This window comes from Mesorhizobium japonicum MAFF 303099 (assembly GCF_000009625.1).
Classification (GTDB): Bacteria; Pseudomonadota; Alphaproteobacteria; order Rhizobiales; family Rhizobiaceae; genus Mesorhizobium; species Mesorhizobium japonicum.
This window is the reverse complement of sequence record NC_002678.2, coordinates 608,492-630,016: the sequence shown is the minus strand read 5'-3', so window position 1 is coordinate 630,016 and position 21,525 is coordinate 608,492. Positions and strand designations below refer to the sequence as shown.

At 64.0% G+C, this 21,525-nt stretch carries 17 protein-coding genes; 9 read left to right on the top strand and 8 right to left on the bottom strand.

Features of this window, described 5'->3' with window-relative positions; genetic code table 11:
• Positions 1–150 precede the first annotated feature (150 nt).
• Positions 151–6,525 carry a kinesin gene (locus MAFF_RS04310; RefSeq protein WP_010909665.1) on the bottom strand — a complete coding sequence of 2,125 codons (6,375 nt, stop codon included), beginning with the start codon at positions 6,523–6,525 and terminating at the stop codon, positions 151–153.
• Positions 6,526–6,797: 272 nt separating this feature from the next.
• Between MAFF_RS04310 and MAFF_RS04305 the strand changes: the two genes are divergently transcribed.
• From MAFF_RS04305 to MAFF_RS04295, 3 genes are all read left to right on the top strand, one after another.
• Positions 6,798–7,166 carry an Hpt domain-containing protein gene (locus MAFF_RS04305; protein WP_044547694.1) on the top strand — a complete coding sequence of 123 codons (369 nt, stop codon included), beginning with the start codon at positions 6,798–6,800 and terminating at the stop codon, positions 7,164–7,166.
• Between the two features lie 100 nt (positions 7,167–7,266).
• Complete coding sequence (locus MAFF_RS04300; RefSeq protein ID WP_010909663.1) at positions 7,267–7,587, top strand: 2Fe-2S iron-sulfur cluster-binding protein; 321 nt, start codon at positions 7,267–7,269, stop codon at positions 7,585–7,587.
• A gap of 83 nt (positions 7,588–7,670) precedes the next feature.
• Positions 7,671–8,702, top strand: coding sequence for an NAD(P)/FAD-dependent oxidoreductase (locus tag MAFF_RS04295; protein ID WP_010909662.1), 1,032 nt, complete (start codon positions 7,671–7,673; stop codon positions 8,700–8,702).
• A gap of 10 nt (positions 8,703–8,712) precedes the next feature.
• Here the strand turns inward: MAFF_RS04295 and MAFF_RS04290 are convergent, their stop codons facing one another.
• Positions 8,713–10,194, bottom strand: coding sequence for an MDR family MFS transporter (locus tag MAFF_RS04290; protein WP_044550497.1), 1,482 nt, complete (start codon positions 10,192–10,194; stop codon positions 8,713–8,715).
• 228 nt (positions 10,195–10,422) lie between these two features.
• Complete coding sequence (locus MAFF_RS04285) at positions 10,423–11,046, bottom strand: DUF922 domain-containing Zn-dependent protease (protein WP_010909660.1); 624 nt, start codon at positions 11,044–11,046, stop codon at positions 10,423–10,425.
• A gap of 99 nt (positions 11,047–11,145) precedes the next feature.
• On the opposite strand from MAFF_RS04285, the gene folP reads away from it, so the two are divergent.
• Genes folP through folK form a run of 3 tightly spaced genes read left to right on the top strand, consistent with a single transcriptional unit; the run spans position 11,146 to position 12,856 of the window.
• Positions 11,146–11,997: a dihydropteroate synthase gene (gene folP, locus MAFF_RS04280; protein WP_010909659.1), complete on the top strand. Its 852-nt coding sequence runs from the start codon at positions 11,146–11,148 to the stop codon at positions 11,995–11,997.
• A gap of 3 nt (positions 11,998–12,000) precedes the next feature.
• The gene (folB, locus tag MAFF_RS04275; RefSeq protein ID WP_010909658.1) at positions 12,001–12,360 is read left to right on the top strand and encodes a dihydroneopterin aldolase; all 360 of its coding nucleotides are present in this window, start codon (positions 12,001–12,003) and stop codon (positions 12,358–12,360) included.
• The gene (gene folK / locus MAFF_RS04270) at positions 12,344–12,856 is read left to right on the top strand and encodes a 2-amino-4-hydroxy-6-hydroxymethyldihydropteridine diphosphokinase (protein WP_010909657.1); all 513 of its coding nucleotides are present in this window, start codon (positions 12,344–12,346) and stop codon (positions 12,854–12,856) included. The genes folB and folK overlap by 17 nt, the downstream gene beginning before the upstream one ends.
• Before the next feature lie 3 nt (positions 12,857–12,859).
• On the opposite strand, the gene MAFF_RS04265 is transcribed toward folK, so the two are convergent.
• Together MAFF_RS04265 and MAFF_RS04260 are read right to left on the bottom strand one after the other, a co-directional pair.
• Positions 12,860–13,405 (bottom strand): DUF924 family protein, encoded by a 546-nt coding sequence (locus tag MAFF_RS04265; protein WP_010909656.1) that lies wholly within the window; start codon positions 13,403–13,405, stop codon positions 12,860–12,862.
• Positions 13,406–13,420: 15 nt separating this feature from the next.
• The gene (locus MAFF_RS04260) at positions 13,421–15,256 is read right to left on the bottom strand and encodes a monovalent cation:proton antiporter-2 (CPA2) family protein (protein WP_010909655.1); all 1,836 of its coding nucleotides are present in this window, start codon (positions 15,254–15,256) and stop codon (positions 13,421–13,423) included.
• 171 nt (positions 15,257–15,427) lie between these two features.
• Between MAFF_RS04260 and MAFF_RS04255 the strand changes: the two genes are divergently transcribed.
• The 3 genes from MAFF_RS04255 to MAFF_RS04245 all read left to right on the top strand — a co-directional run bounded on the left by MAFF_RS04255 (position 15,428) and on the right by MAFF_RS04245 (position 18,130).
• Entirely contained in the window at positions 15,428–16,417 is a 990-nt protein-coding gene (locus MAFF_RS04255; RefSeq protein WP_010909654.1) for an AraC family transcriptional regulator, read from the top strand.
• Positions 16,418–16,476: 59 nt separating this feature from the next.
• The gene (locus MAFF_RS04250; protein ID WP_010909653.1) at positions 16,477–17,685 is read left to right on the top strand and encodes an MFS transporter; all 1,209 of its coding nucleotides are present in this window, start codon (positions 16,477–16,479) and stop codon (positions 17,683–17,685) included.
• Positions 17,686–17,863: 178 nt separating this feature from the next.
• Positions 17,864–18,130, top strand: coding sequence for a hypothetical protein (locus MAFF_RS04245; RefSeq protein WP_019858327.1), 267 nt, complete (start codon positions 17,864–17,866; stop codon positions 18,128–18,130).
• Positions 18,131–18,217: 87 nt separating this feature from the next.
• Here the strand turns inward: MAFF_RS04245 and MAFF_RS04240 are convergent, their stop codons facing one another.
• The 3 genes from MAFF_RS04240 to MAFF_RS04230 form a co-directional block, all read right to left on the bottom strand.
• Positions 18,218–18,769, bottom strand: a complete 552-nt coding sequence (locus tag MAFF_RS04240; protein WP_044547690.1) for a hypothetical protein — start codon at positions 18,767–18,769, stop codon at positions 18,218–18,220.
• 123 nt (positions 18,770–18,892) lie between these two features.
• Positions 18,893–19,978, bottom strand: coding sequence for a YcjF family protein (locus tag MAFF_RS04235; protein WP_010909650.1), 1,086 nt, complete (start codon positions 19,976–19,978; stop codon positions 18,893–18,895).
• The gene (locus MAFF_RS04230) at positions 19,975–21,450 is read right to left on the bottom strand and encodes a YcjX family protein (RefSeq protein WP_010909649.1); all 1,476 of its coding nucleotides are present in this window, start codon (positions 21,448–21,450) and stop codon (positions 19,975–19,977) included. The genes MAFF_RS04235 and MAFF_RS04230 overlap by 4 nt, the downstream gene beginning before the upstream one ends.
• Between the last annotated feature and the right edge of the window lie 75 nt (positions 21,451–21,525).

The window sequence follows — 21,525 nt, the reverse complement described above, 5'->3', positions numbered from 1 at the left end:
ACTATACGGGGAGAAGGTGCCGGCAGGCGGATGAGGGGCGGCGCCGACAGACGGGGTATCTGATCCGTCTTGCATCATCAGTCTGGTTGTCTGGATAAAATGAAAAAGGCGGGCCCCGGCCCGCCTTTGCTTTTCTCCGTCGGCGCGGCCTTAGTGCAACCGCCCGCTGGCGTGGGCCAGCATCGTGTAGACCTTGCCGGTGTCCGACGTCAGGTAGGTCTGCGCCATGATGTTGTCGCGGTCGTTGCGCGAGACATCCTTGAGCAGCTTCTCGAAGTCGTCGCAGTAACGGTCGACGGCGGCGCGGAATTCGGCCTCGCCCTGATACTTGCGGCGGATTTCGTCGAATGTCTGCTGGCCCTTTAGCGTGTAGAGCCGGCGCGTGAACACATCCCGTTCGCCACGCCGATAGCGGTTCCACAACTCGATCGAAGCATCGTGGTCGATAGCCCGTGCGATGTCGACGGACAGCGAGTTCAGCGATTCCACGACATGCAGCGGCGAGCGCTGGGCAGGGGCCGCGCGCGGCGCTTCCGCAGGCGGCGAGGGTGGGGTTGCCGGCCGGAGATCCGCATCGTTCGACGCCGCGGTCAGGAGGTCGCGCACCCAGCCGCCCTGCGGCGTGCGGGCGCCGGCTTCGGGACGCTGGCGCGGCTCTGCCGGACGCTCGAGATCGAGCGTGCCGCGCAGTGCGGTGCCGCCCAACGGCGGCTGAGGCGTGCGAAGCTCCGGCTGCGGAGCCGGCGGCCGACGCGGCGGCTCGGCCGGACGTGCCGCCTGGGCTTGCGGAGCCGGGCGCAGATTGCGTGGCTCCGAGGTATCGCCGCCGCCGCGACCGGACTTCGCAACGATGTCCGAAAGCTCCTTCAGCGCGTTGATCTGCTCGGAAACGGCGCGGCGGATGGCAGAGGTCGATTCCTTCGCCTCTTCCGGCATCTCGATGACGCCTTTCTTGAGCTCGGCGCGGGTGAGGTCGAGTTCGCTCTTGATCGAGCTCGCGGTGCGCCGCATCTCATCGGTGGCGTCGGCGAAGCGCTTGGTTGCCGAATCGACCACGTCGGTGATGGCATTGCGGATCTTGTCGGCCGACTCCATCGTCTTGCCTTCGGCGTTCTGCAGCGTCTGGCCGACGAGGTTCTCGAACGAGCGCATGACCCTTTCGAGATCTTCCGACTTCTTGACCAGGCCGACGGCGAGGTCTTCCAGCGACGACTGCCTTTCCAGCGTGTGCTCGAGGTTGCTCTGGGCCGAGCTCAACAGGTCCGAGGCGCTGGCCAGCAGGCGGCTGTGCTCGTCGAACTTGGTGGCGATCGAGGCCACTTCGCGCAAGGTCGACGATGACAGTTCCGTCAGCCTTGTCGTGTTCGAATCGACCAGACGCGCCGAGCTGGCAAAGGTCTGCGCCGCCTTTTCGGTTGTAGCAGCGAAGCTCTGCGTGCTGCCGGTCAGGCGTTCGTCGACCTGGCCGAGATTGACCGCGGCCTGCTCGATCAGCTGGCCGAGCTGCGAGCTGGACTTGGTCATGCGGCCGATGAGATCGGCAACGCTGTCGGACAGAGACGAGCGGGCGCCTTCGACCGCCGACAAAGTCTCGGCGGTGCGGTTGGCGAGCGCGTTGACCAGGGCGGCATTTTCGCTGCGCAGCTTCTCGGTGGCGCGTTCGGTGACCTCTTCCATGCTCTTTTGCAGTTCCGAGCCGCCCTGGGCGAAGCGCTCGACCAAAGGCCGCGCGGTTTCGTCGAGGATCTTCGACATTTCGGCCGACCGCGCCGCGAGCATGGTGTTGAGTTCGCGGGTGTTGGCGCCGATCGTCTTGGCGGCGTCGTTGGTGCTCTGGCCGATATGCTGGCCAACAGCAGTGAAGGTCTCGGCGATCACATTGGCGCGCGAAACGAGTTGCGCCTCGGCGCTAGACACCTGCTCGTTGAGCCTCTGGCCCATTGTTTCGGTGGTGTGGGCGAGGCGGTTCTCGACGCTGGCGATCTGCTCCTCGACACGGGCGGCCGCGGCCGCCGCGGTCGACGCAAGACGCTCGTCGGCGCCGGCAAGTGCCTGCTCGATTTCGCGGGCGTGCACGGCCAGTTCCTGGCCGGTCTGGCGCGCACGGTCGGCGACCTTCTGCTCGGTGCTGGCGAAAGCTCCGACGATGCTCTGCGCGTGCTCGCCGATCGTCGAAGAGCTGTCGGCGATGCGCGAGACCAGGCGCTGGTCGGCCTCGTCGAAGATGCGGCCGATCTCGGACGCACGGTTGGACAGAGCATCCGAGCCTTCGGCAATGCGCGAGACCAGTTGCTGATCGGCGGCATCGAAGATGCGGCCAAGGTCGGTTGCGCGGGCGGCGAGCGCCTCGGCCGATTCGCCGATGCGCATGCCGAGCCGCTGGTCGGCGCTCTCGAAGTTGCGCAGGATGTCGCCGGCGCGGGCGGCCAGCGACTGCGCCGTCTCGATGGCGCGGGCGACCAGTTTCTGGTCGGCTGCGTCGAACGTGCCTGCAATCTCGCTTGCGCGGGCGGCCAGCTGGTCAGCGGTGTCCTGGGCGCGGGCGGCGAGCTTCTGGTCCGCCAGCTCGAAGCTGCCGGCGATCTCGCCGGCACGGGCGGCCAGCTGATCGGCGGTTTCGTGGGCACGCGCCAGCAGCGAGCTGGAGGTGTCGTCGGCACGGGCGAGCAGGGCGTTGGACGTATCTTCGGCGCGGGCGTGGAGGCGGCGATCGGCTTCCTCGAAGGTGCGGGCGATGTCCTCGGCTCGTGCCAAAAGCGCTGCGGAGGTCTGTTCGGCGCGCTCGGCGATCTTGCGATCGGCGTCGCTGAAGGCCGCACCGGCCTGCTCATGCAGCGTGCTGGTGACTTCCAGGACCTTTTCGCGCAAGGCGCCGGCGACGAAGACCGCGCTCTTTTCGAGCACGCTGCGGACATTGTCGACGCCGGTCGAGAGCGCGCGCTCCATGGTTCCGGCACGTTCCTCGATGATCCCGGTCTGACGGCTGAACGCCTGCTCGATCTTTTCCACATCGGCGGCGATCGCGGCCGAAATGTCGGTGCTCCTGGCAGCGATCTGGTCGATATGACCGGACAGCGAGCGGTCGACGTCCTTGCGGGTCTCGGCGAGCTTGCCGAGATCGTCTTCCAGCGCGCGGCTCAGCATGTTGCGGCCTTCGGCCAGCTTGCCGACATGGCCGGCGATGACGCCATCGATATCGCCGCGGCTTTCGCTCAGCTTCTGCAGGTCGGCCTCGAGGGCGCGCTTGAGAATGTCGCGGCCTTCGGCCAGTTTTTCCACCTGGCCGGCGACCAGACCGTCGATGCTGGAGCGGCTTTCGGCGAGCTTGGCGAGATCGGCTTCGAGGGCGCGCCTGAGAACGTCGCGGCCTTCGGCCAGTTTCTCCACCTGGCCGGCGACCAGGCCGTCGATGCTCGAACGGCTTTCGGCCAGCTTGGCAAGATCGTCCTCGAGCGCCCTGGACAGGGTCGAGCGTTCCTGGACAAGCCTGTCGGCATGGCTGTTGACCAGGCCGCTGACGCTTTCGAGGTCGGCTTCCAGCGCCTTCGACAGCGTCGAACGGTCCTGGACGAGTCGCTCGGCATGGCTGTTGATCAGGCCGTTGACGTTGTCGAGGTCGACTTCCAGCGCCTTCGACAGGGTCGAACGATCCTGGACGAGCCGCTCGGAATGGCTGTTGACGAGGCTGTTGACACTTTCGAGATCGGCTTCGAGCGCCCTGGCGAACTGGGCGCGGTCGTCGACCAGCTTCTGCGACTGGTCGGCAACGGTGTTCTTGATGGTGTTGAGGTCGGCTTCGAGGGCGCGCTTGAGAATGTCGCGGCCTTCGGCCAGCTTCTCGACCTGACCAGCGACCAGCCCGTCGATGCTGGAGCGGCTGTCGGCCAGCTTGGCGAGGTCGTCCTCGAGAGCCTTCGACAAAGTCGAACGATCCTGAACGAGCCTGTTCATGTGGTCGGCGATGACGCTGTTCACATTCTGCAAGTCGGCTTCGAGGACCCGCGAAAGCTGTCCGCGATCCTCCGCCAGCCTTTCCGACTGACTCGATATGACACCCTTGATGGTGCTGAGGTCCGATTCCAGCGCGCGCTTGAGAATGTCGCGGCCCTCGGCCAGCTTCTCGACCTGACCGGCGACGAGGCCGTCAATGCTCGAGCGGCTTTCGGCCAGCTTGGCTAGGTCGGCTTCCAGCGTCTGCGACAGCAGGCTGCGGTCGTTGGCGAGCTTGACCGAGTGATCGTCAAGCAAGCCCCTAATGCCAGATAGATCGTCCTCGAGCGAACGGCCGAGTTGGCTACGGTCTTCCACGAGCTTTGCCGAATGCACCTCGATCAGGCTCTTGATGCCGGCAATATCATTTTCCAAGGCCTTGGCGAGCACCGCACGGCCTTCGGCGATCTTCTCGACCTGACCGGCAACCAGTCCGTCAATGCTGGCGCGGCTGTCGGACAGTTTGCCGAGGTCGGCTTCCAGGGCGCGCGACAGGATGTTGCGGCCCTCGGCGAGTTTTCCAACATGACCGGCGACCATTTCATCAATGATCGTACGCGCTTGCACGAGTTTTCCGGAGTCTTCGTTGAGAGCCAGCGAAAGCCGGTTGCGGCCTTCTTCCAGCCTTTCGAGGTGGCTGCCGAGCGACGCGTCGATTGCGGCGCGCGATTCGTTGACCTTGCGCAAATCCTCTTCGAGGGCGCGCGCGATCAGGCTGCGGCCTTCGGCCAGCTTCTGCACCTGGTTGGTCACCGCGGCATCGATGCCGTCGCGGCTTTCGGCGAATTTCTCCAGGTCCGCCTGCATGGCGGCCGCCATGCGGTCGCGGCTTTCGGACAGCTTGCGGCTGTGGTTTTCGACGGCTTCCTCAATGCCGACACGGGCGTCGGCGAGCCGCTGGATGTCGCTGTCGAAGGAACGCGAGACTACATGACGCGCCGCTTCCATGCGACCGGCAAAGTCGCTGGCGCGGGCCTCCAGCATGCTCGATGTCGAGGTGACGATGTCTGCCATATCGGCGCCGATCTGGGTCTTGCCCTGATCGATCATCGCGGCCAGCGTGTCCTTGCTCTCGGCGAAGGTGTGGGCGATTTCGCGGGCGCGCTCGACCAGCGTCTCGTTGATCTGGCGGGCGCGGGCCTCGAGCGCGGCGTTGAGCTTCTGCGTGCCGGTGTCCAGCGCCTCGGCGCGGGTCTGGAATTCGCTGATCAGCGCCTGGCCGCGTTCGGCCAGCGTGCGCTCGATGCCGTTGAGGCTGGCTTCGAATTCCGAATTGAGGGTGCGCGCGGCGCCGCCGAGAAGCGAAACCATGCCGGTGGTGCGATCGTCGAGCAGATCGGTCAGCGACCGGGTCAGGCCGTCCGTCGTGTCCGTCAGCTTGGCGATGCGCGTGTCAAGCAGGCTGGCGAAGGCCTCGCCGGAGGTCGACAACTTGTCGGTGATGGTGTCGAGCCGGCCTTCGACCGAATCGAAGATCGACATCGAGCTTTCATTGATGCGGTCGATAAGCGTGTCGCCGGAATTGGTGATCGTCATCGACAGCTTGGTCGACGCATTGAGGATGGAGTCGCGGATGATGTCGCTGGCGGCGCCGATTTCATCCCTGAGCGTCTCATGCGCGCCGGCGATCGAGGCGCGGACGCGCTCGGCATGGGTGACGACCGCCTCGCGCTCGCTGCCGAGCCCGTCGACGAGCGAACGGATGCGGGTTTCGTTTTCCGAATAGGAGCGCTCGATCTGGTTGACTTCGCTGTGGACCAGCGTTTCCAACTCCACGGCGCGGGCCAGCGTACGTTCGATGCCTTCGCCCATGGCGGCCACCTCGCGGCGAACGGCCTGGCCGATCATCATGACGCGATCCTGCGCCATGTTTTCTGGCTCTGTCAGGCGGAAGGCCACTTCCGTCATCGACTGGGCGGCAATGCGCATGTCCTGGGCGCGGCGAATCATGGCCGCGAAGGCCCAGAACAGGATGATCGGCACGATCGCCGCTACGGCGAGGCCAATCAGCTCGGGACGGGCGAGGAACTGATCGAGAGTGCCGATCCTCCAGATGCTCGGTCCAAACAGCAGGTTGGCGAGCCCGCCGGCGCCCGCGATCCAGGCGAGCGAGACAAAGGCAACGATCCAGTAGACGGTGTTGGAGGCGCGCCTGTTGAGGCTGTGCAGGAGGGTCTTGTAATCCTTCTGGCGATCGTCATTGGCCGGCGCAAACCCCGTGGGCTGCGTACCGTTGCCATTGCGCGTCTCCACGGGGCGCAGTTCGGCAGGCTTGGCCTTCGGCGCGGGATTCGCCGCCTGATTGGCAATGGGGGCGGCCTGATTGGCGGCGAGTGCCGGCCTCTGGTCGCGTCCCTCGCGTGCCAGCTCGTCGGCGGCCTGGGATATCTGCGCTTCCAGATCTTCCATCGAAGCCGCGATATCGAGATCGCCGCTGCCGATGTCGCCGCTGAGGTCGAGATCGAGCGCTTTTTCCAGTTCTCTGGCCACGTCGCTATCGAGATTTCTCGTGGTCGTCGTTGGTTTCTTTGCCATGCCTTCGCTACCCTGTACTAGCTGCCGCGGGGCTTATAATTGTCTTTGTCGTGCCCCCGCGCAGGAGGCTGAAAATGGACCCTCGTATCGTAATGACACAGGGGGGTAAAGAAAACATGCATTCCGCGGGATACGTAAAACTTTAAATATAAGGTTAACGGAACCGTGATCCGGGCGCCGTTTTCGCAACATTTTTCCGGGCCATCCATTAACCCGTTGTCCATTGGATTCGCCTAGTTTTTCAGGCGGCCTAAGAAACGGAGTTCGAGTTCATGCGTGGCGAAAGCGGCATTGCCTTCTCAATGCCCGGAGGCGACGTCTCGGGAACCAGGCAGTCCCGACCGGTCGATTTGGCACACCTTGCCCGGCAGACGATGGGCGACCGCGCCCTCGAGCAAGAGGTGCTGGCGCTGTTTGTACAGCAGGCGCTGTCGGTACGCGACAAAATAGTCGATGCCGATCTCAAGGACCGGCTTCTGCTGGCGCATGGGTTGAAGGGGTCCGCTCGCGGCGTCGGCGCCTTTGCCATCGCCGATTGTGCCACCGAGATCGAGCGGCAGCCGGAAGACGGCCAGACCCTCAATCGGCTCGGCAAACTGATCGACGAAGTGCGCGATTTCATCGCCGCCATCAATCGCTGACCCGGTTTTTTGGAAAAACGTCACCGAGCGGCGCTTTCGCGCGGCAGTTGACTTGTCTGCCGGAGTGATTATCTCGGCGGAAACTCCCTTCAGGTGACAAATGACCAAGCTGACCTTCATCGCCCATGACGGCACACAATTCGACGTGGATGCCGAAAACGGCTCGACGGTCATGGAAAACGCTATCCGCAACGCCGTGCCGGGGATCGAGGCGGAATGCGGCGGCGCCTGCGCCTGCGCCACCTGCCATGTCTATGTCGACGAAGCCTGGACGGCGGAAGTGGGCGAGCCGGAGGCGATGGAAGAAGACATGCTGGACTTCGCCTACGACGTCCAGCCGAACTCGCGGCTGTCCTGCCAGATCAAGGTACGCGACGCGCTCGACGGCCTGGTGGTGCGGGTGCCCGAGCGCCAGGGCTGAAAAGCGGATTTTTCCCGCTGCCGCTTGGCAGCGGGCCGGTGGTCATGCAGTCTCACTGCCAATCGAGCAACGAGGCATGGCGCATGACCGGGATCATCAGTACGGACGTTCTCATTGTCGGGGCAGGGCCAGTCGGCTTGTTCGCCGTGTTCGAGCTCGGCCTGTTCGACATGAAATGCCACCTGATCGATATCCTCGACAAACCCGGCGGCCAATGCGCGGAACTCTATCCGGAAAAGCCGATCTACGACATTCCCGGCTGGCCCTCGATTTCAGCGCAAGGGCTGGTCGACAAGCTGCTCGAGCAGATCCATCCGTTCAAGCCCGACTTCACCTACAACCGCATGGTCTCCAGTCTCGAAAAGCTGGAAGACGGGAGCTTTCGCGTCACCACGGACGAGAACGAGGTGTTCGAGGCCAAGGTGGTGGTGATCGCCGCCGGCGGCGGCTCGTTCCAGCCCAAACGCCCGCCGATCCCGGGTATCGAGCCCTATGAGGGCAAGAGCGTCTTCTATTCGGTGCGCCGGATGGAGGATTTTCGCGGCCACGACCTTGTCATTGTCGGCGGCGGCGACTCGGCGCTCGACTGGACATTGAACCTGCAGCCAGTGGCCAAGAGCGTAACGCTGGTCCACCGGCGCCCTGAGTTCCGCGCGGCGCCCGACAGCGTCAACAAGATGTATGCCATGCAGGAGATGAAGCAGCTGGAATTCAGGGTCGGCCAGGTGACCGGTTTGACCGGCGCCGATGGCCAATTGTCCTCGGCCACCATCAAAGGCGGTCCGGACGGCGATATCGAAGTGCCATGCACGCGCATGCTGCCCTTCTTCGGCCTGACGATGAAGCTCGGGCCGATCGCGGAGTGGGGGCTCAATCTCCACGAGAACCTGATCCCGGTCGACACCGAGAAGTTCCAGACATCGGTGCCCGGCATTTTCGCGGTCGGCGACATCAACTCGTATCCGGGCAAGCTGAAGCTGATCCTGTCGGGTTTTCATGAGGTGGCGCTTATGGCACAGGCCGCCAAGCGCATCGTCAGCCCCGGCGAGCGGATCGTGTTCCAGTATACGACCTCGTCGACCAGCCTGCAGAAGAAGCTCGGCGTGGTGGGGTAAAGAAGCGCTTCTATTCCGCGAGGACGGGCGCGGCCACCTCGTCGCGTCCGCGCAGCGCCTTTTCCGGCATCAGCATCATGGCGACAAGCGCCAGCACCAGGGTGATGCCGGCGGTGATGAAGATCATTACGAACGGCAGGGCTGAGGTCAGCTGGATATGTGTCTGCGAGCCCTCGGCGGAGAGCGGCAGGCCATAGCCGATCGCGACCGCGCCGAGCAGGGCGACGCCCAGCGCGCCACCCAGCGTACGCAGGAAGGTCAGCACGCCGGTCGCAACCCCGAGATGAGTTCGATCGACGGCGTTCTGGACGGAGACGGTCGCGACCGGGAATGTCGTTCCGCTGCCCAGGCCGATCAGGGTGGTCAGGATCTCGACCTCGAGCAGCGAGGCGTGTCCGGCAATGGCACTGAGCAAGCCGATGCTGACAATGGCCAAGGTGATGCCGATCATGGCGATGCGCTTGTAGTGCACGAAGCGAGGGATCAGGCGGCCGCTTGTAGCAGCACCGGCGACCGTGCCGAGCAAAAGGCCGAGCATGGCCATTCCCGATTCGCTGACGGAAAGCCCGATCACGGTTTGCAGATAGACCGGCAGGTAGACCGAAGCGCCGATATTCGCCGCCTGCAGCAGGAACATCGATAGCGCACCGGCGAGCACGATCGGGTTGCCCAGCACTTCGAGCGAGATCAACGGCTCGGTCGCCCCCATCAGCCTTATTGCGAACAGGGCCCAGAACACGGCCGAACCGGCCACGAGCCCGACAATTTCGCGCGAAAACCACGCATAGGTGCTCCCGCCCCAGTTGAGCGCCAGAAGCAGAAGTGCCGTGGCGATAACCAGAAGCAGGGCGCCCAACCCGTCGATGCGGTGATGTTTGGCCGCGATCGGCAGCTTCTTCAGCGGCTTGTTGATGATCGCCATGGCCAAAAGCCCAAGCGGAATGTTGATCCAGAAGATCAGCGACCAGTGCAGGTGCTCGGCAAAGGTGCCGCCCAGCAGTGGCCCGGCAATACTGGCGACGGCCCAGGTGCCCGAGACCCAGGCCGCGTAACGTGCGCGTTCGCGCGGCGGCACGAGGTCGCCGATCACGGTTTGCGCCAGCGCAAACAGGCCGCCGCCGCCGGCACCCTGGATCGCGCGCCCTATCACCAGCACGAACATGTTGGGGGCCATGGCGCTGACCAGCGATCCGACGAGGAAGATGAGGATCGCCGCGTAAATGGTCGGGCGGCGGCCATAGACGTCGGAAATCTTGCCGTAGAGCGGCGCCACGGCGGTCGCGGTCAGGAGATAGCCGGTGACCATCCAGGGCAGATACTCGGCGTGGCCGAGCGCCCGCGCGATGGTCGGCATTGCGGGTGCGATGATGGTCTGGTCAAGCGCCGCCAACAGCATCGACAGAAGAACGCCGCCGATGATGGCGTTCTTCTCGCTTTCGGTCAGCGGCGTGGCGGCAGCCGCCATGGTCTGCTTGTCGACAGCCTGGTCCATGATCTTGTCCATGTGCTTTGCGCGCGATCCGGGTCACGATTGGGCTCGCCTGGTGCGTTCGCCGCGCAATCCGTCGTGGTGCTCGTGCCTTGAGGGTCGCGGCTTGCCAACCCGTGATATGTCGTTCCGTTTAGGCCGATTTCGACTGCCGTTCGAGAATTTTCGACGCTGGCACTAGGCTTCGGCCCGGTTGGCTTGCATCGACGCTATTGCGTGCGCCGACAAAATTCAGGGCGGTGGCGGCAACTGGCCGTTCTCGATGCGCTGGATGCGGTAGCGCATGAGCCGCAGGATACGGCTTTCGAAATTGACGCTTTCGACGCGATCGAACTGCACCTGGGCGCGGTCGTGCCTGGCGAGAACGGCGGCGGTGATCTCAGCCGCCTTGGCCTTGGCCGTACCGCAATCCGTCCGCGGATAGGTCGCCTTCAGCGCGTTTTCCAGCTCGCGGCCATAGTTCTTGGCGATCTCGACATGGCGTTCTTCATGGCGCTTGATGTCGGCGGCCAGCGTGTCCCAGAACAGCTTCACCTCGGGTTCCGCCTTGCGCGGGCGGCGCCATTCGGGAAGGATCACCTTGACCTTGACGGTCACGGCGGCGTCAGCGATCCGGCAGGAGCCAGCCTGCCTGGCGTAGCTAATGCGGGTGGTGAAGGCCATCTGGGTGGCGCCGGGGTGGCGCGAGCCCGTGCTTTTGACCTGCGGCCCATGTTTGGAGAGCTGCTTCTCGATGTCTTCGAGCGTGCTGCCGCCGATCGAAAAATAGCTGTATGTCTTCACCAGATTGGCCGCTCCCGCCGGAACAGCGGTGGCGGCGAGCAGCAGCGCGCAAAGCAGGGATCGTTTCATCATATTGCCTCTTTACCCACCTTGCTTTACGGCCGTTGCCGGCGCAACGGAATTGATCCTTTGCGGATCACACATCGTTGATGAGCCCATGGTTGACGAGCAATGACGGCGAGGCGATGGCAGCTGGCGCATGGACGTCATCTCGACCTTGGCGGCAAGGCCGTGGTCGTCGGCATTCTCAACGTCACCCCCGACAGCTTTTCCGACGGCGGCCTGTTCGACGCGCCCGAAGCGGCGCTGGCCCAGGCGCGGCGCATGATCGGGGAAGGGGCAGGGATCATCGATGTCGGTGGAGAATCGACACGGCCGGGTGCCGCCGCCATCTCGGCCAGCGAGGAACAGGCGCGTGTCCTGCCGGTGATCGAGGCGCTGGCGCGCTCCGGTGACGTGCTGATTTCGGTCGATACCTATCGTGCCGACACCGCGCGGCTGGCCGTGGCTGCCGGCGCGCATATCGTCAACGATGTCTGGGGCCTGCAGCGCGAGCCCGATATCGCGCGGGTCGCCGCCGAAACCGGAGCCGGGCTCATCATCATGCACACCGGACGGGATCGAAAGAAACTGCCCGACGTGATCGCCGACCAGTTTGCTTTCCTGGAAAGATCACTGGAGATCGCCCGCCGCAACGGCATTGCGGACGATCGCATCGTGCTCGATCCCGGTTTCGGCTTCGCCAAGGAGACGGCTGAGGAAAATCTCGACCTGATGGCGCGGTTTTCCGAGCTCCATGCGCTTGGCTTTCCGCTGATGGCAGGCACTTCGCGAAAACGCTTCATCGGCACCGTCACTGGCCGCGACGCGGCCGACCGGGCCCCCGGAACGGCGGCGACCAGCGTCATTCTCAGGCTCAAGGGCGCGCATCTGTTTCGCGTCCACGATGTCGCAATCAACGTGGACGCTCTGGCCATGGCGGATGCTATGCTGGCGCGTGAAACTGCCGCATCGGAACGCTGAGCCATGTATGTCATCCGCCTGAAGAACTGCGCCTTCTTTGCCCGGCATGGCGTCCTCGACGAAGAGGAGGCGCTCGGCCAGCGTTTCTATGTCGATGCAGTGTTGTCGGTCGAACCCGGGCGCGCGCTTGTCGACGACGCGATCGAGGAAACCGTCAACTACGGCATTGCCTTCACGGTGATCGAAAAGATCATCACCGGCGAACGGCGCTTCCTGATCGAGGCCCTCGCCATGGAAGTGGCAAAGGCGCTGACGGAGCGGTTTCCCCAGATCAGGAGGGCCGAAATCACCGTGCGCAAGCCAAACGCACCGGTGCCTGGCGTGCTCGATTATGTCGAGGTGACCGTTGTCTGGCCCGAGTAACACCGTCTACCTCAGCCTCGGCGGCAATCTGGGCGATCCGGCGGCCTCGATGGCGGCGGCGCTGCGCATTCTCGATGCCGATACGGATACGCGCGTCACCGCCGTCTCGTCGCTCTACCGCACGCCGCCTTGGGGCAAGCTCGACCAGCCGGATTTCCTTAATGCCGCGGCCGAACTGTCGACGCGGCTCTCGCCACGGGCGCTGCTCGACCTCTGCCTCGATGCCGAGCGGAAGCTGAAGCGGGTGCGCGAGGAGCGCTGGGGGCCGCGCCTGATCGATATCGACATCCTGGTGTTCGGTGACCGCGTCATCCACGAGACGGGCCTGGAAGTGCCGCATCCGCGCATGCTGGAGCGGGCCTTCGTGCTGGCGCCGCTGGCCGAGATCGCGCCGGATCTTGCCGTCGGCGGGCGAAGCGTGTCGGAGCGGCTCAGCGCCGTCGACGCCGCCGGAATCGAGCGGTTGCCGTCCGGCCGGGATTGGTGGCTGACCTAACGATCAGCCCGAAAACCCACCTTCGTCGAGAAACGCCTGCTCTTGCGGTGTCGTCTCGCGGCCAAGCATCCTGTTGCGATGCGGAAACCGGCCGAAGCGCTTGATGATGTCGCGATGCTCCAGCGCGTATTTCAGGTTGAACTCGGCCCTGGCGGTGTGCAGTTCGACCGAAATGTCCTGGTCGGCAAGGTTTTCGGCATGTTCGAACGGCAAATACAGGAACACGCGGAGTTCCGGTTCCAGCGCCAGATCATGCCCGGCAGCGACCGCCTTTTCAGCGAAATGCTTCGCCAACGGATCGGTGGCATACATATGGCCGGTGCCGCGGAAGCAATTGCGCGGAAACTGGTCGAGCAGGATCATCAGCGCCAGCGAACCTTCGGCATGGTTCGACCAGGCATCGCATTCACGCCGCGCGGCGGCATAGTGCAGGTCGAGAAAGCGGTCGCGAAAATCGCCATCGAAAGCGTCGTTCTTCTCGAACCATGCATCCTCGCCGGCGTCGCGCCAGAATTTGGTGACCGACAGGGCTCCGCTGTCCAGTTCCATGCATGGTTCCTTGGTTCAGTCGGCTGTTTCGGATTTGTGCAGAACGCCGGCCGTCTCCTCGTTGAGGGCCTGACCAGGACGGCGCGGCGTGGAGAGCGGTGTCGGAATCGGCGTGCCGATATTGCCCCGCAGGAAGCGCTGGCCTGCGCGAATGCCTTCCGCGAGCTGGGTTTCGAAACGTTCGGTGTCGCGGCGCCTGACGTCCTCGATCGTCTCGGCCACATCTTCGGGATCAACGCCGAGCGATTCCAGGGCCGAGCCGCCGAAAACCAGTGCCGATTCGAAAGTCTCGCGCAACTGATAGTCGACGCCGGCGCGGATGAGCTGCAGCGCCGTGCCGCGGTCGAAAGCCCGGGCCAGCACGGTGAGCAGCGGAAATTCCGCCTTGATCAACTGGACAATACGGACGGCCGCATCGGCCTTGTCGACGCAGATCAGCACGGCGCGCGCCCGGCCGGCTCCGGCCGCGTGCAGGATATCCAGCCGCGTGCCATCACCATAATAGACCTTGAAGCCGAAATCGGCCGCCGCCTGGATCATCTCGACATCATTGTCGATGATCGACACATCGATGCCGCGCAGCAGCAGTGGTTGGCTGGCGATCTGGCCGAAGCGGCCGAAACCGATGATCAACACGCTGCCGGTCAGGCCGTCGGCGACATCGACCCCGTCGAGCGACTGCTCGTCGCGCGGGGTGACATAGCGCAAGGCGATGATCGCCAGTGGCGTCAGCACCATGGAAATGATGACGATCGCCGTCAGCGTCGCGTTGGCCTGGTTGTCGATGATGCCGACGGCAGCGGCAGCGGAGTAGAGGACGAAGGCGAATTCGCCGCCCTGCGCCATGAAGACGGCGCGTTCCAGCGCTTCGCGATGGCCGGTCTTGAGGATGCGGGCGACGATGTAGATGCCAAGAGCCTTCATGACCATGTAGGCGACGACATAGACAGCGATCAGCCTCCAGTTCGCGGCCACCACATGCAGGTCGAGCGACATGCCGACCGCCAGGAAGAACAGGCCGAGCAAGATGCCGCGGAACGGCTCGATGTCGGCTTCCAGCTGATGGCGGAAGGTCGATTCGGACAGAAGCACGCCGGCCAGGAACGCGCCCATCGCCATCGACAGCCCGCTGAGCTGCATGGCGAGCGCCGATCCGAGCACGACCAGCAATGCCGCGGCCGTCATCACCTCGCGGGCTCGGGCATCCGCCAGGATGCGGAAGAAGGGGTTGAGCAGATAGCGGCCCGCCAGCACCAGCCCGACGATCGCGGCAAGGCCGATGCCGACCTCGGTCAACCGCTCCGACATGCTGGTGTCGGCACCACCGGGCGCCAGGAACGCGATCAGGGCCAGCAGCGGCACGATGGCCAGATCTTCCAGCAGCAAGATGGAGACGATGCGCTGGCCTTTCGGCGAGGCGATTTCGCCACGTTCCTCGAGAAGCTGCATGACGATCGCCGTCGAGGTCAGCACGAAACCGGCCCCGGCGACAAAGGATTGCGAGACTGGAAAACCGCCGGCCATTCCCACGCCGGTCAACAGAACCGCGCAGACCCCGACCTGCAGCGCACCGAGCCCGAAGATTTCGCGGCGTAGGCCCCAAAGCCGCGACGGCTGCATTTCCAGCCCGATGATGAACAGGAACATGACGACGCCGAGCTCGGCGACGTGGAGGATGGCTCCCGATTCGGAAAAGATGCGAAGGCCAAACGGGCCGATCACCACGCCGGCGGCCAGATAGCCCAGGATCGAGCCGAGGCCCATGCGCTTGAAGATGGGGACGGCGACGACCCCAGCGGCAAGCAGCGCCACCACCTGAATGAGATCGCTGCCTGATGTTTCCGCTGCCATGCCTCTTGTCCCTGTGTCTCCCTATGTCCGACAGCACTCCTTGCATGCAGTTGGAGCGGGAGGCAAGGGCGGGGAGCCTGCCAGGACGGGGAGGATGCCGTCGAAGCGTTTCCCCTGGCGGGACCACGGTCTCCGCTTGCCTGCCGGACGATTGGTATCTATATCGACAGGATGACCGACCATTCGTCCCGGCCGTCTCCGCCGCCGCATATTCCGATCGATGCGCTCAGCGAAATCCTACAAGACTTTCGCTTGAGTGGCGTCAATTATGGCCGCTGCGAGCTCCGACATCCCTGGAGCATAGAATTTCCGCAACAATCGCTGCTTCGTTTTCACTTTGTCGGTCAGGGTCCATGCTGGATCCATACCGAAGCGGAAGGCTGGCAGGAGTTGCGCGATGGCGATCTGGCGCTGCTGCCGCAAGGCATCGCCCATCGGCTGGCCAGCGCGCCGGACGTTGCAGGCGGCTCGCTCGATGATTGCCGGGTGACCAAGTTGGGGAGCAACGTCTGCGAAGTCGTACGGGAAGGCACGGGCGCGACAAGCACCCTTTTCTGCGGCTCAATGGCCTTGGGCGCCTGTGCGTTAAATCCATTGATCACGCTGATGCCGCCCATCATCAAGGGTTGCGACGTGGCCGGCAATGATCCGGTCGTTGGTCCTCTGCTGACGGCCATGACCGTGGAGGCCGCGCAACCGCAGATGGGCAGCGCCACCATCTTGTCGCGTATGGCGGACTTGCTGACGGCCCGGCTCATTCGCTGCTGGGTCAATTGCACGGGAGCTTCGACCACCGGTTGGCTCGCTGCCATCCGCGACCCCCATATTGGCCGCGCTCTGGCAGCCATGCACAGAGACCCCGGCCATAATTGGACGCTCGAAAGCCTCGCCAGCCTGGCAGGCCAATCGCGCTCGATTTTCGCCGAGCGCTTCAGCGCTGTATTGGGAGAGGGGGCTGCACGCTATCTCGCCCGTTTGCGCATGCAGCTTGCCCGCGAGTTGTTGGGGCAAAACGGCTTGTCGGTGGCCGAGGTTGCTGCTCGCTTGGGCTATGATTCCGAGGCGTCCTTCGCTCGCGCCTTCAAGCGCATCACCAATGTCTCGCCTGGCGTTGTGCGTCGCACAATTCCCGGACGAATGGACATGAATTTCGGATTGTGAGACACATATCATCCGAAGAAACCCGTCTATGAAGATCTCCAAACTTTGGAGATACTTCCGTGACAGACACGACATTACAGCTTGAAGATGCGGCGATAGACGTTGATGCGGCTGCGCCGGCCACGTGGGACGCAACCATCTGGTTCGCGGTCATTTCATTGGCCGCCACCAGCTTTGCCCTGGTGTCAGCCGAATTTCTGCCGGCAGGTCTGCTGACGCCCCTGGCGCGCGATCTCGGCATCAGCGAAGGAACGGCCGGGCAGGTCGTCACCGCCACAGCTTCTGTCGGCGCCGTGACGGCCATGTTGAGCAATGTTCTCATCGGCCGATTAAACCGCAAGGCAGTGCTGGTTGGTCTCAGCGCCTTGGCCGTTGGTTCCAACATTCTTGCGGCGCTGGCGACCGATTTCTGGCTGTTGTTGCTGGGTCGGGCCGGACTGGGGATCGCTCTCAGCGCTTTCTGGGCGCTTTCGGTCGCCGTCGTGGCGAGGCTGGTTGGCGCCAATGCGACTGGGCGGGGCATGGCTATCGTCACCCTCGGCGTCTCGCTCGCAACCATAGCCGCACCGTCGATGGGCGCGTTGATCAGCGACTGGCTGGGTTGGCGCAGCGCCATGGCCATGACAGCGGGGTTGGCCTTGCTTGCCATGCTGCTGCAGTTGCTTAGCCTGCCGTCCTTGCCTGCAACGGCAAGCAATAGTCTTGCAGACGTCCTTCGGCTGACACGGCGGCGTGGCATTCAACTTGGTATGCTTGCTATCCTTTTGTTGATGACGGGGCATTTTGCCGGCTCGGTCTATGTGCGCCCCTTCCTCGAACATGTGACGCTCCTTGCAACCGGGCCAATTGCCCTGGCGTTGCTCGGATTTGGCATCGCCGCAGTGATCGGCAATATTGCTGGTGGCCGCATGGCCGACGCCAATATCCACGTGGCTCTCGTGGTTAACGCCGCATTGATGGCGTTTGCGGCGCTGGCATTGGTGCTCTGGGGCGTGCACATTGGCGTTGCCTTTGGCTTCGCTACGCTGTGGGGCTTCGCCTTCGGCATGGCGCCGGTGGTGCTGCCGACAAATTTGTCTCGCGCAGCGCCGGACGCGCTGGAAGCAGCGGGCAGCCTGATGGTCGCCTCTTTTCAGGTCGCCATCACCATCGGCGCGGTTGTCGGCGGCTATGCTGTGGACACCTATGGCCCTACGGCGCCTTTGACCGTGACTGCTATCCTTGCAGCATCGACAGCCGTCTTGGCGCTGCTACAGCCGCGCGGCTAGCTTTGCCGCCGCTGCCACAGCAGCTCGAATCTGGCCCGGACAATATTGCAGGCGCGTTACACAAGTTTACGCAATGCGCGCGTTGCTTGTTGCCACAATCGAAGGCTAAGGACGCTCGGCTTCGGCCATTGGAGGGTGAGCGACGATCAAGTCGCGCCCTTTTGAGGAGATGACTGACATGAAGAAGTTTTTGCTTGTTGCCGTCGGCCTGGCGGTGCTTGCCGGTTCGGCCTGCTCGAAGGCGCCGGAATGCACGGCCGAGATCGCGACCAAGAAAGCGCAGGACATGGCCGCCGCGCTGCAGGAAGCGATCACCAAGGATCCGTCCAAGGCAGCTGACCTGACCGCCAAGGTCCAGGCGGTGACAACCAAGTACCAGGGCACCACGACACTCGCCGACGCCTGCAAGGCGTATGACGAGGTGACGGCCGCCATCAAGGGCTAAGCGCCTGATTCGACTGGTTCAAGGAGGCGGTGGCGATGGGCTGCCGCCTCTTTGCTTTGGGGGGACGTGTCAGGGGCGCTAACGCGCTCAGTTCGGGGCGATGGAGCCGACTTCGACCGCATCGACGCGCTTCAGGCTCATGCCGATGACCGGCACCAGCTGGTCCTGGACACGCACGGCAACCGTCACGGTCATCGAATTGTCGTCGGGAATGCGGGCTTGCATGACGCCACGCAACTGATTGCGGTTGATGGTAAAGACCACCTTGCGGGCATCGACGACGTTGCCGCCGATGATGTCGAGGCCTGCACCGGCAGAGCCACCCATGAAAGAGCCCTTGTAGTCGCGGCCCTTGCGCTCGATCTTGGCCGACATCGGCTGGGTGAACATGCCGACCCGGCAGCCGCCATCCAGTGTCATGCCCATCGTGCCGTCCGGCGTGGAGCCGGTAAAGCTGCAGTTGAATTTCGTGCCCTTGTACTTGCCGGCGACGATTTCGCCCGGGCCGACCCATTTGCCTTCGGCCGACTGGAAGAACTGCTTGTCCGGCTCTGCGGCGGAAGCCCGCGAGGCGAGGCCGACGACTGCTGTGATTGCAACGGCCAGGGGCAAGACGCTGGACAGAATTACGCTTTTCATCGACGACACCCGGCAACAAAGAGGCTGTTTGGAACCGGTTCGACCATGAAGAAGATTGGTTAATGCTTCGTCACTGCGAAGCCTTGAAACGGCAATCCGCTCATCGTCCGGACGAACAGGACGCTATTTGCCAGAGCCTGTGGTTTCGGTGTCCTTCTTCGCGGCAAACGATGTCAATGCCGAGAGGAAATCGCCCAGGCCCGGCCGTTTGGCGGCGCTGAAGGGCAGGGGACGCGCGGTTTCCATCGCCGCGATGCCGATGCGCGCCGTCATCATGCCGTTGACGACGCCTTCGCCAAGCTTAGCCGATAGGCGCGCCGCCAGGCCGTGGCCGACGATCTGCTGGACGAAACTGTCGCCGACGGCGATGGAGCCGGTGACTGCCAGATGCGCCAGCACGCTGCGCGCCAGGCGGAAGAAACCCAGCGTTCCCGGGCGTCCGCCATAGAGTTCCGAGAGACGGCGAATGAGGCGTCCGGCCTCGAATACGACATAGGCGACGTCGACCAGCGCGCGCGGGCTGACAGCCGTCACCAGCGAGACGCGTTTGGCGGCTTCGAGAATCATCACCTTGGCCCTGGCATCGAGGGGACCGAGGATTTCCGCTTCAGCCAGGCGCACCAGATTGCCGCCGTCGATGATTTCGCCGCGCAGTTCGGCCAGGGCACGCCGACCCGCCGCGGTCTCTGGCTTGGCCGCGACGAAAGCCGAAAGCTCGTCGACCACCGATCGTGCCGCCTTGGGATCGTCGCGCGCGATGGCGTCGAGCGCGCGTTTTTGCAGTTTTTCGACTTCGGCAAGGCGGGCGATCGCCAGGAATTCCCGAATCAGGATCACCACAAGCGCCAATACGGCGATCGCCGCCATGCCGGCGGCCAGCCAGCCCAGCCATTCGGCTCGGGCGAAGAGATCGCGGATCAGCTGGTCGGTCCACAGGCCGACAGCCAGCGAAACCAGCACGCCGATCGCGCCGAAGAAGATGCTGCCGAACAGCGAGCGTTTCCTGGGGGCGGCCGCCGGCGGCGGTTCCGCGGCCACGATGTCGGGTTCGTCGAAGACGTCGACTTCCGCCGGTATGACCAGAGCGACATCGGTCTTCAGCCCGCGAGGTTTGCGCGAGAGCTCGGCCTGGCGCGCCTTTGGCGTCTCTTGTGTTGGCGCGGCTTCCGGCTCGATGCGGAAGGCCGCCGGTTTGCGGGGCGCGGTCATGCCAGATGGTCTCCGATCAGGAACTGCAAGGCACGGTCGAGCCTGATATGCGGCAGAGACAGCGTGACGCCTTCGGCCGTGCGTTCGAGTTTTGGCGGGCGGAATCGGACAAAGCGGATTGCCGGGTCCGTTGAATCCTGCCTGTGGTCGGGCTCGGAGACCTCGAACACCGCATCAATCTTCTCCGGTAAATCACCGGGAAATATCGCAGTTTCGGTCTTTCCGTCGAACGTTTCGCCGTTGATCTTCTCGCCGGCGATCGGCGTGCCGATGATGACAGGCAACGTCTCACGGCCTTGCTTGACCGTACCTTCGCGGGTCGCGCGCACCGCCGCCATGGCGACCACGTCGACATCGGCGCCGGTGAAGTTCGCCCGTGCCACGGCGCGGTCGGCCAGCCGCCGCACGATCGCCTGCAACCGGTCATGGCTTTCGTGGTGCAGGTGATCGGCCTTGGTCGCGGCGACCAGGATGCGATCGATGCGCCGCGAAAACAGGTCGGTGAGGAAGCTGCCGCGGCCAGGGCGGAAACAGCCGAGGATCTCGGTCACGGCGCGCTCGAGGTCGGCCATGGCGCCGGGACCGGCGTTCAGCGCCTGCATGGCGTCGATCAGGACGATCTGGCGGTCCAGACGGGTGATGTGTTCGCGGAAGAAGGGTTTGACGACATGCGTCTTGTAGGCCTCGTAGCGCCTCTCCATCATGGCGTGCAGCGATCCCGGGCGCGGACGCCTGTCGAGGCCGGCCAGCGGGGCAAAGGTCAGCGCCGGCGAGCCTTCCAGATCCCCAGGCATCAGGAAACGGCCGGGCGGCAAGGTCGAAAGCGCGCGCTCGTCGAGCTTGCAGGCCTTGAGATAGGCGGCGAAGCTTTCGGCAAGGCGGCGCGCCGTCATCTCGTCGGCGTCGCCATTCGGGTCGATTTCCGCCGAGATCGCCCGCCAGGCCCGCGACAGATCCTCGCGCACCGGCAAAGTGGCCATCTCCATGGCCTCGCGTGAAAAATCGGCGAAGGATTTGCCGAGCAGCGGCAGGTCGAGCAGCCATTCGCCGGGATAATCGACGATGTCGACCGACAATTTGCCCGAAGAGAACATGCGGCTCCAGCCGGAGGCCGATTCGTATTCGATGGTCAGCCGCAGTTCCGAAATGGCGCGCGTGGAATCGGGCCAGGCACGGTCGTTGACCAATGCGGCGATATGGTCCTCGTACTGGAAGCGCGGCACGGCATCGTCAGGCTGCTCTTCCAGGAAAGCGCGGGCGATACGCCCGGATTTCTGCGCCTCGAACAGCGGCAGGCGTCCGCCATGGATCAGATTGTGGACCAGCGCGGAGATGAACACCGTCTTGCCGGCGCGCGAAAGGCCCGTAACACCCAGCCGCAGCGACGGAGAAAAAAGCCCGGTGGCGCGTCCCGACAGCGTATCGAGGGCAATTCTTGCCTCGTCGGTGAAGGTGGTCAGCGATGATGCCAAAATGTGATCTCTCGGGCTTGCGTCCGTCCGATATAGGGGTTGGAACCCGGCTTTGAAATGCCGCCGGCGAACTGC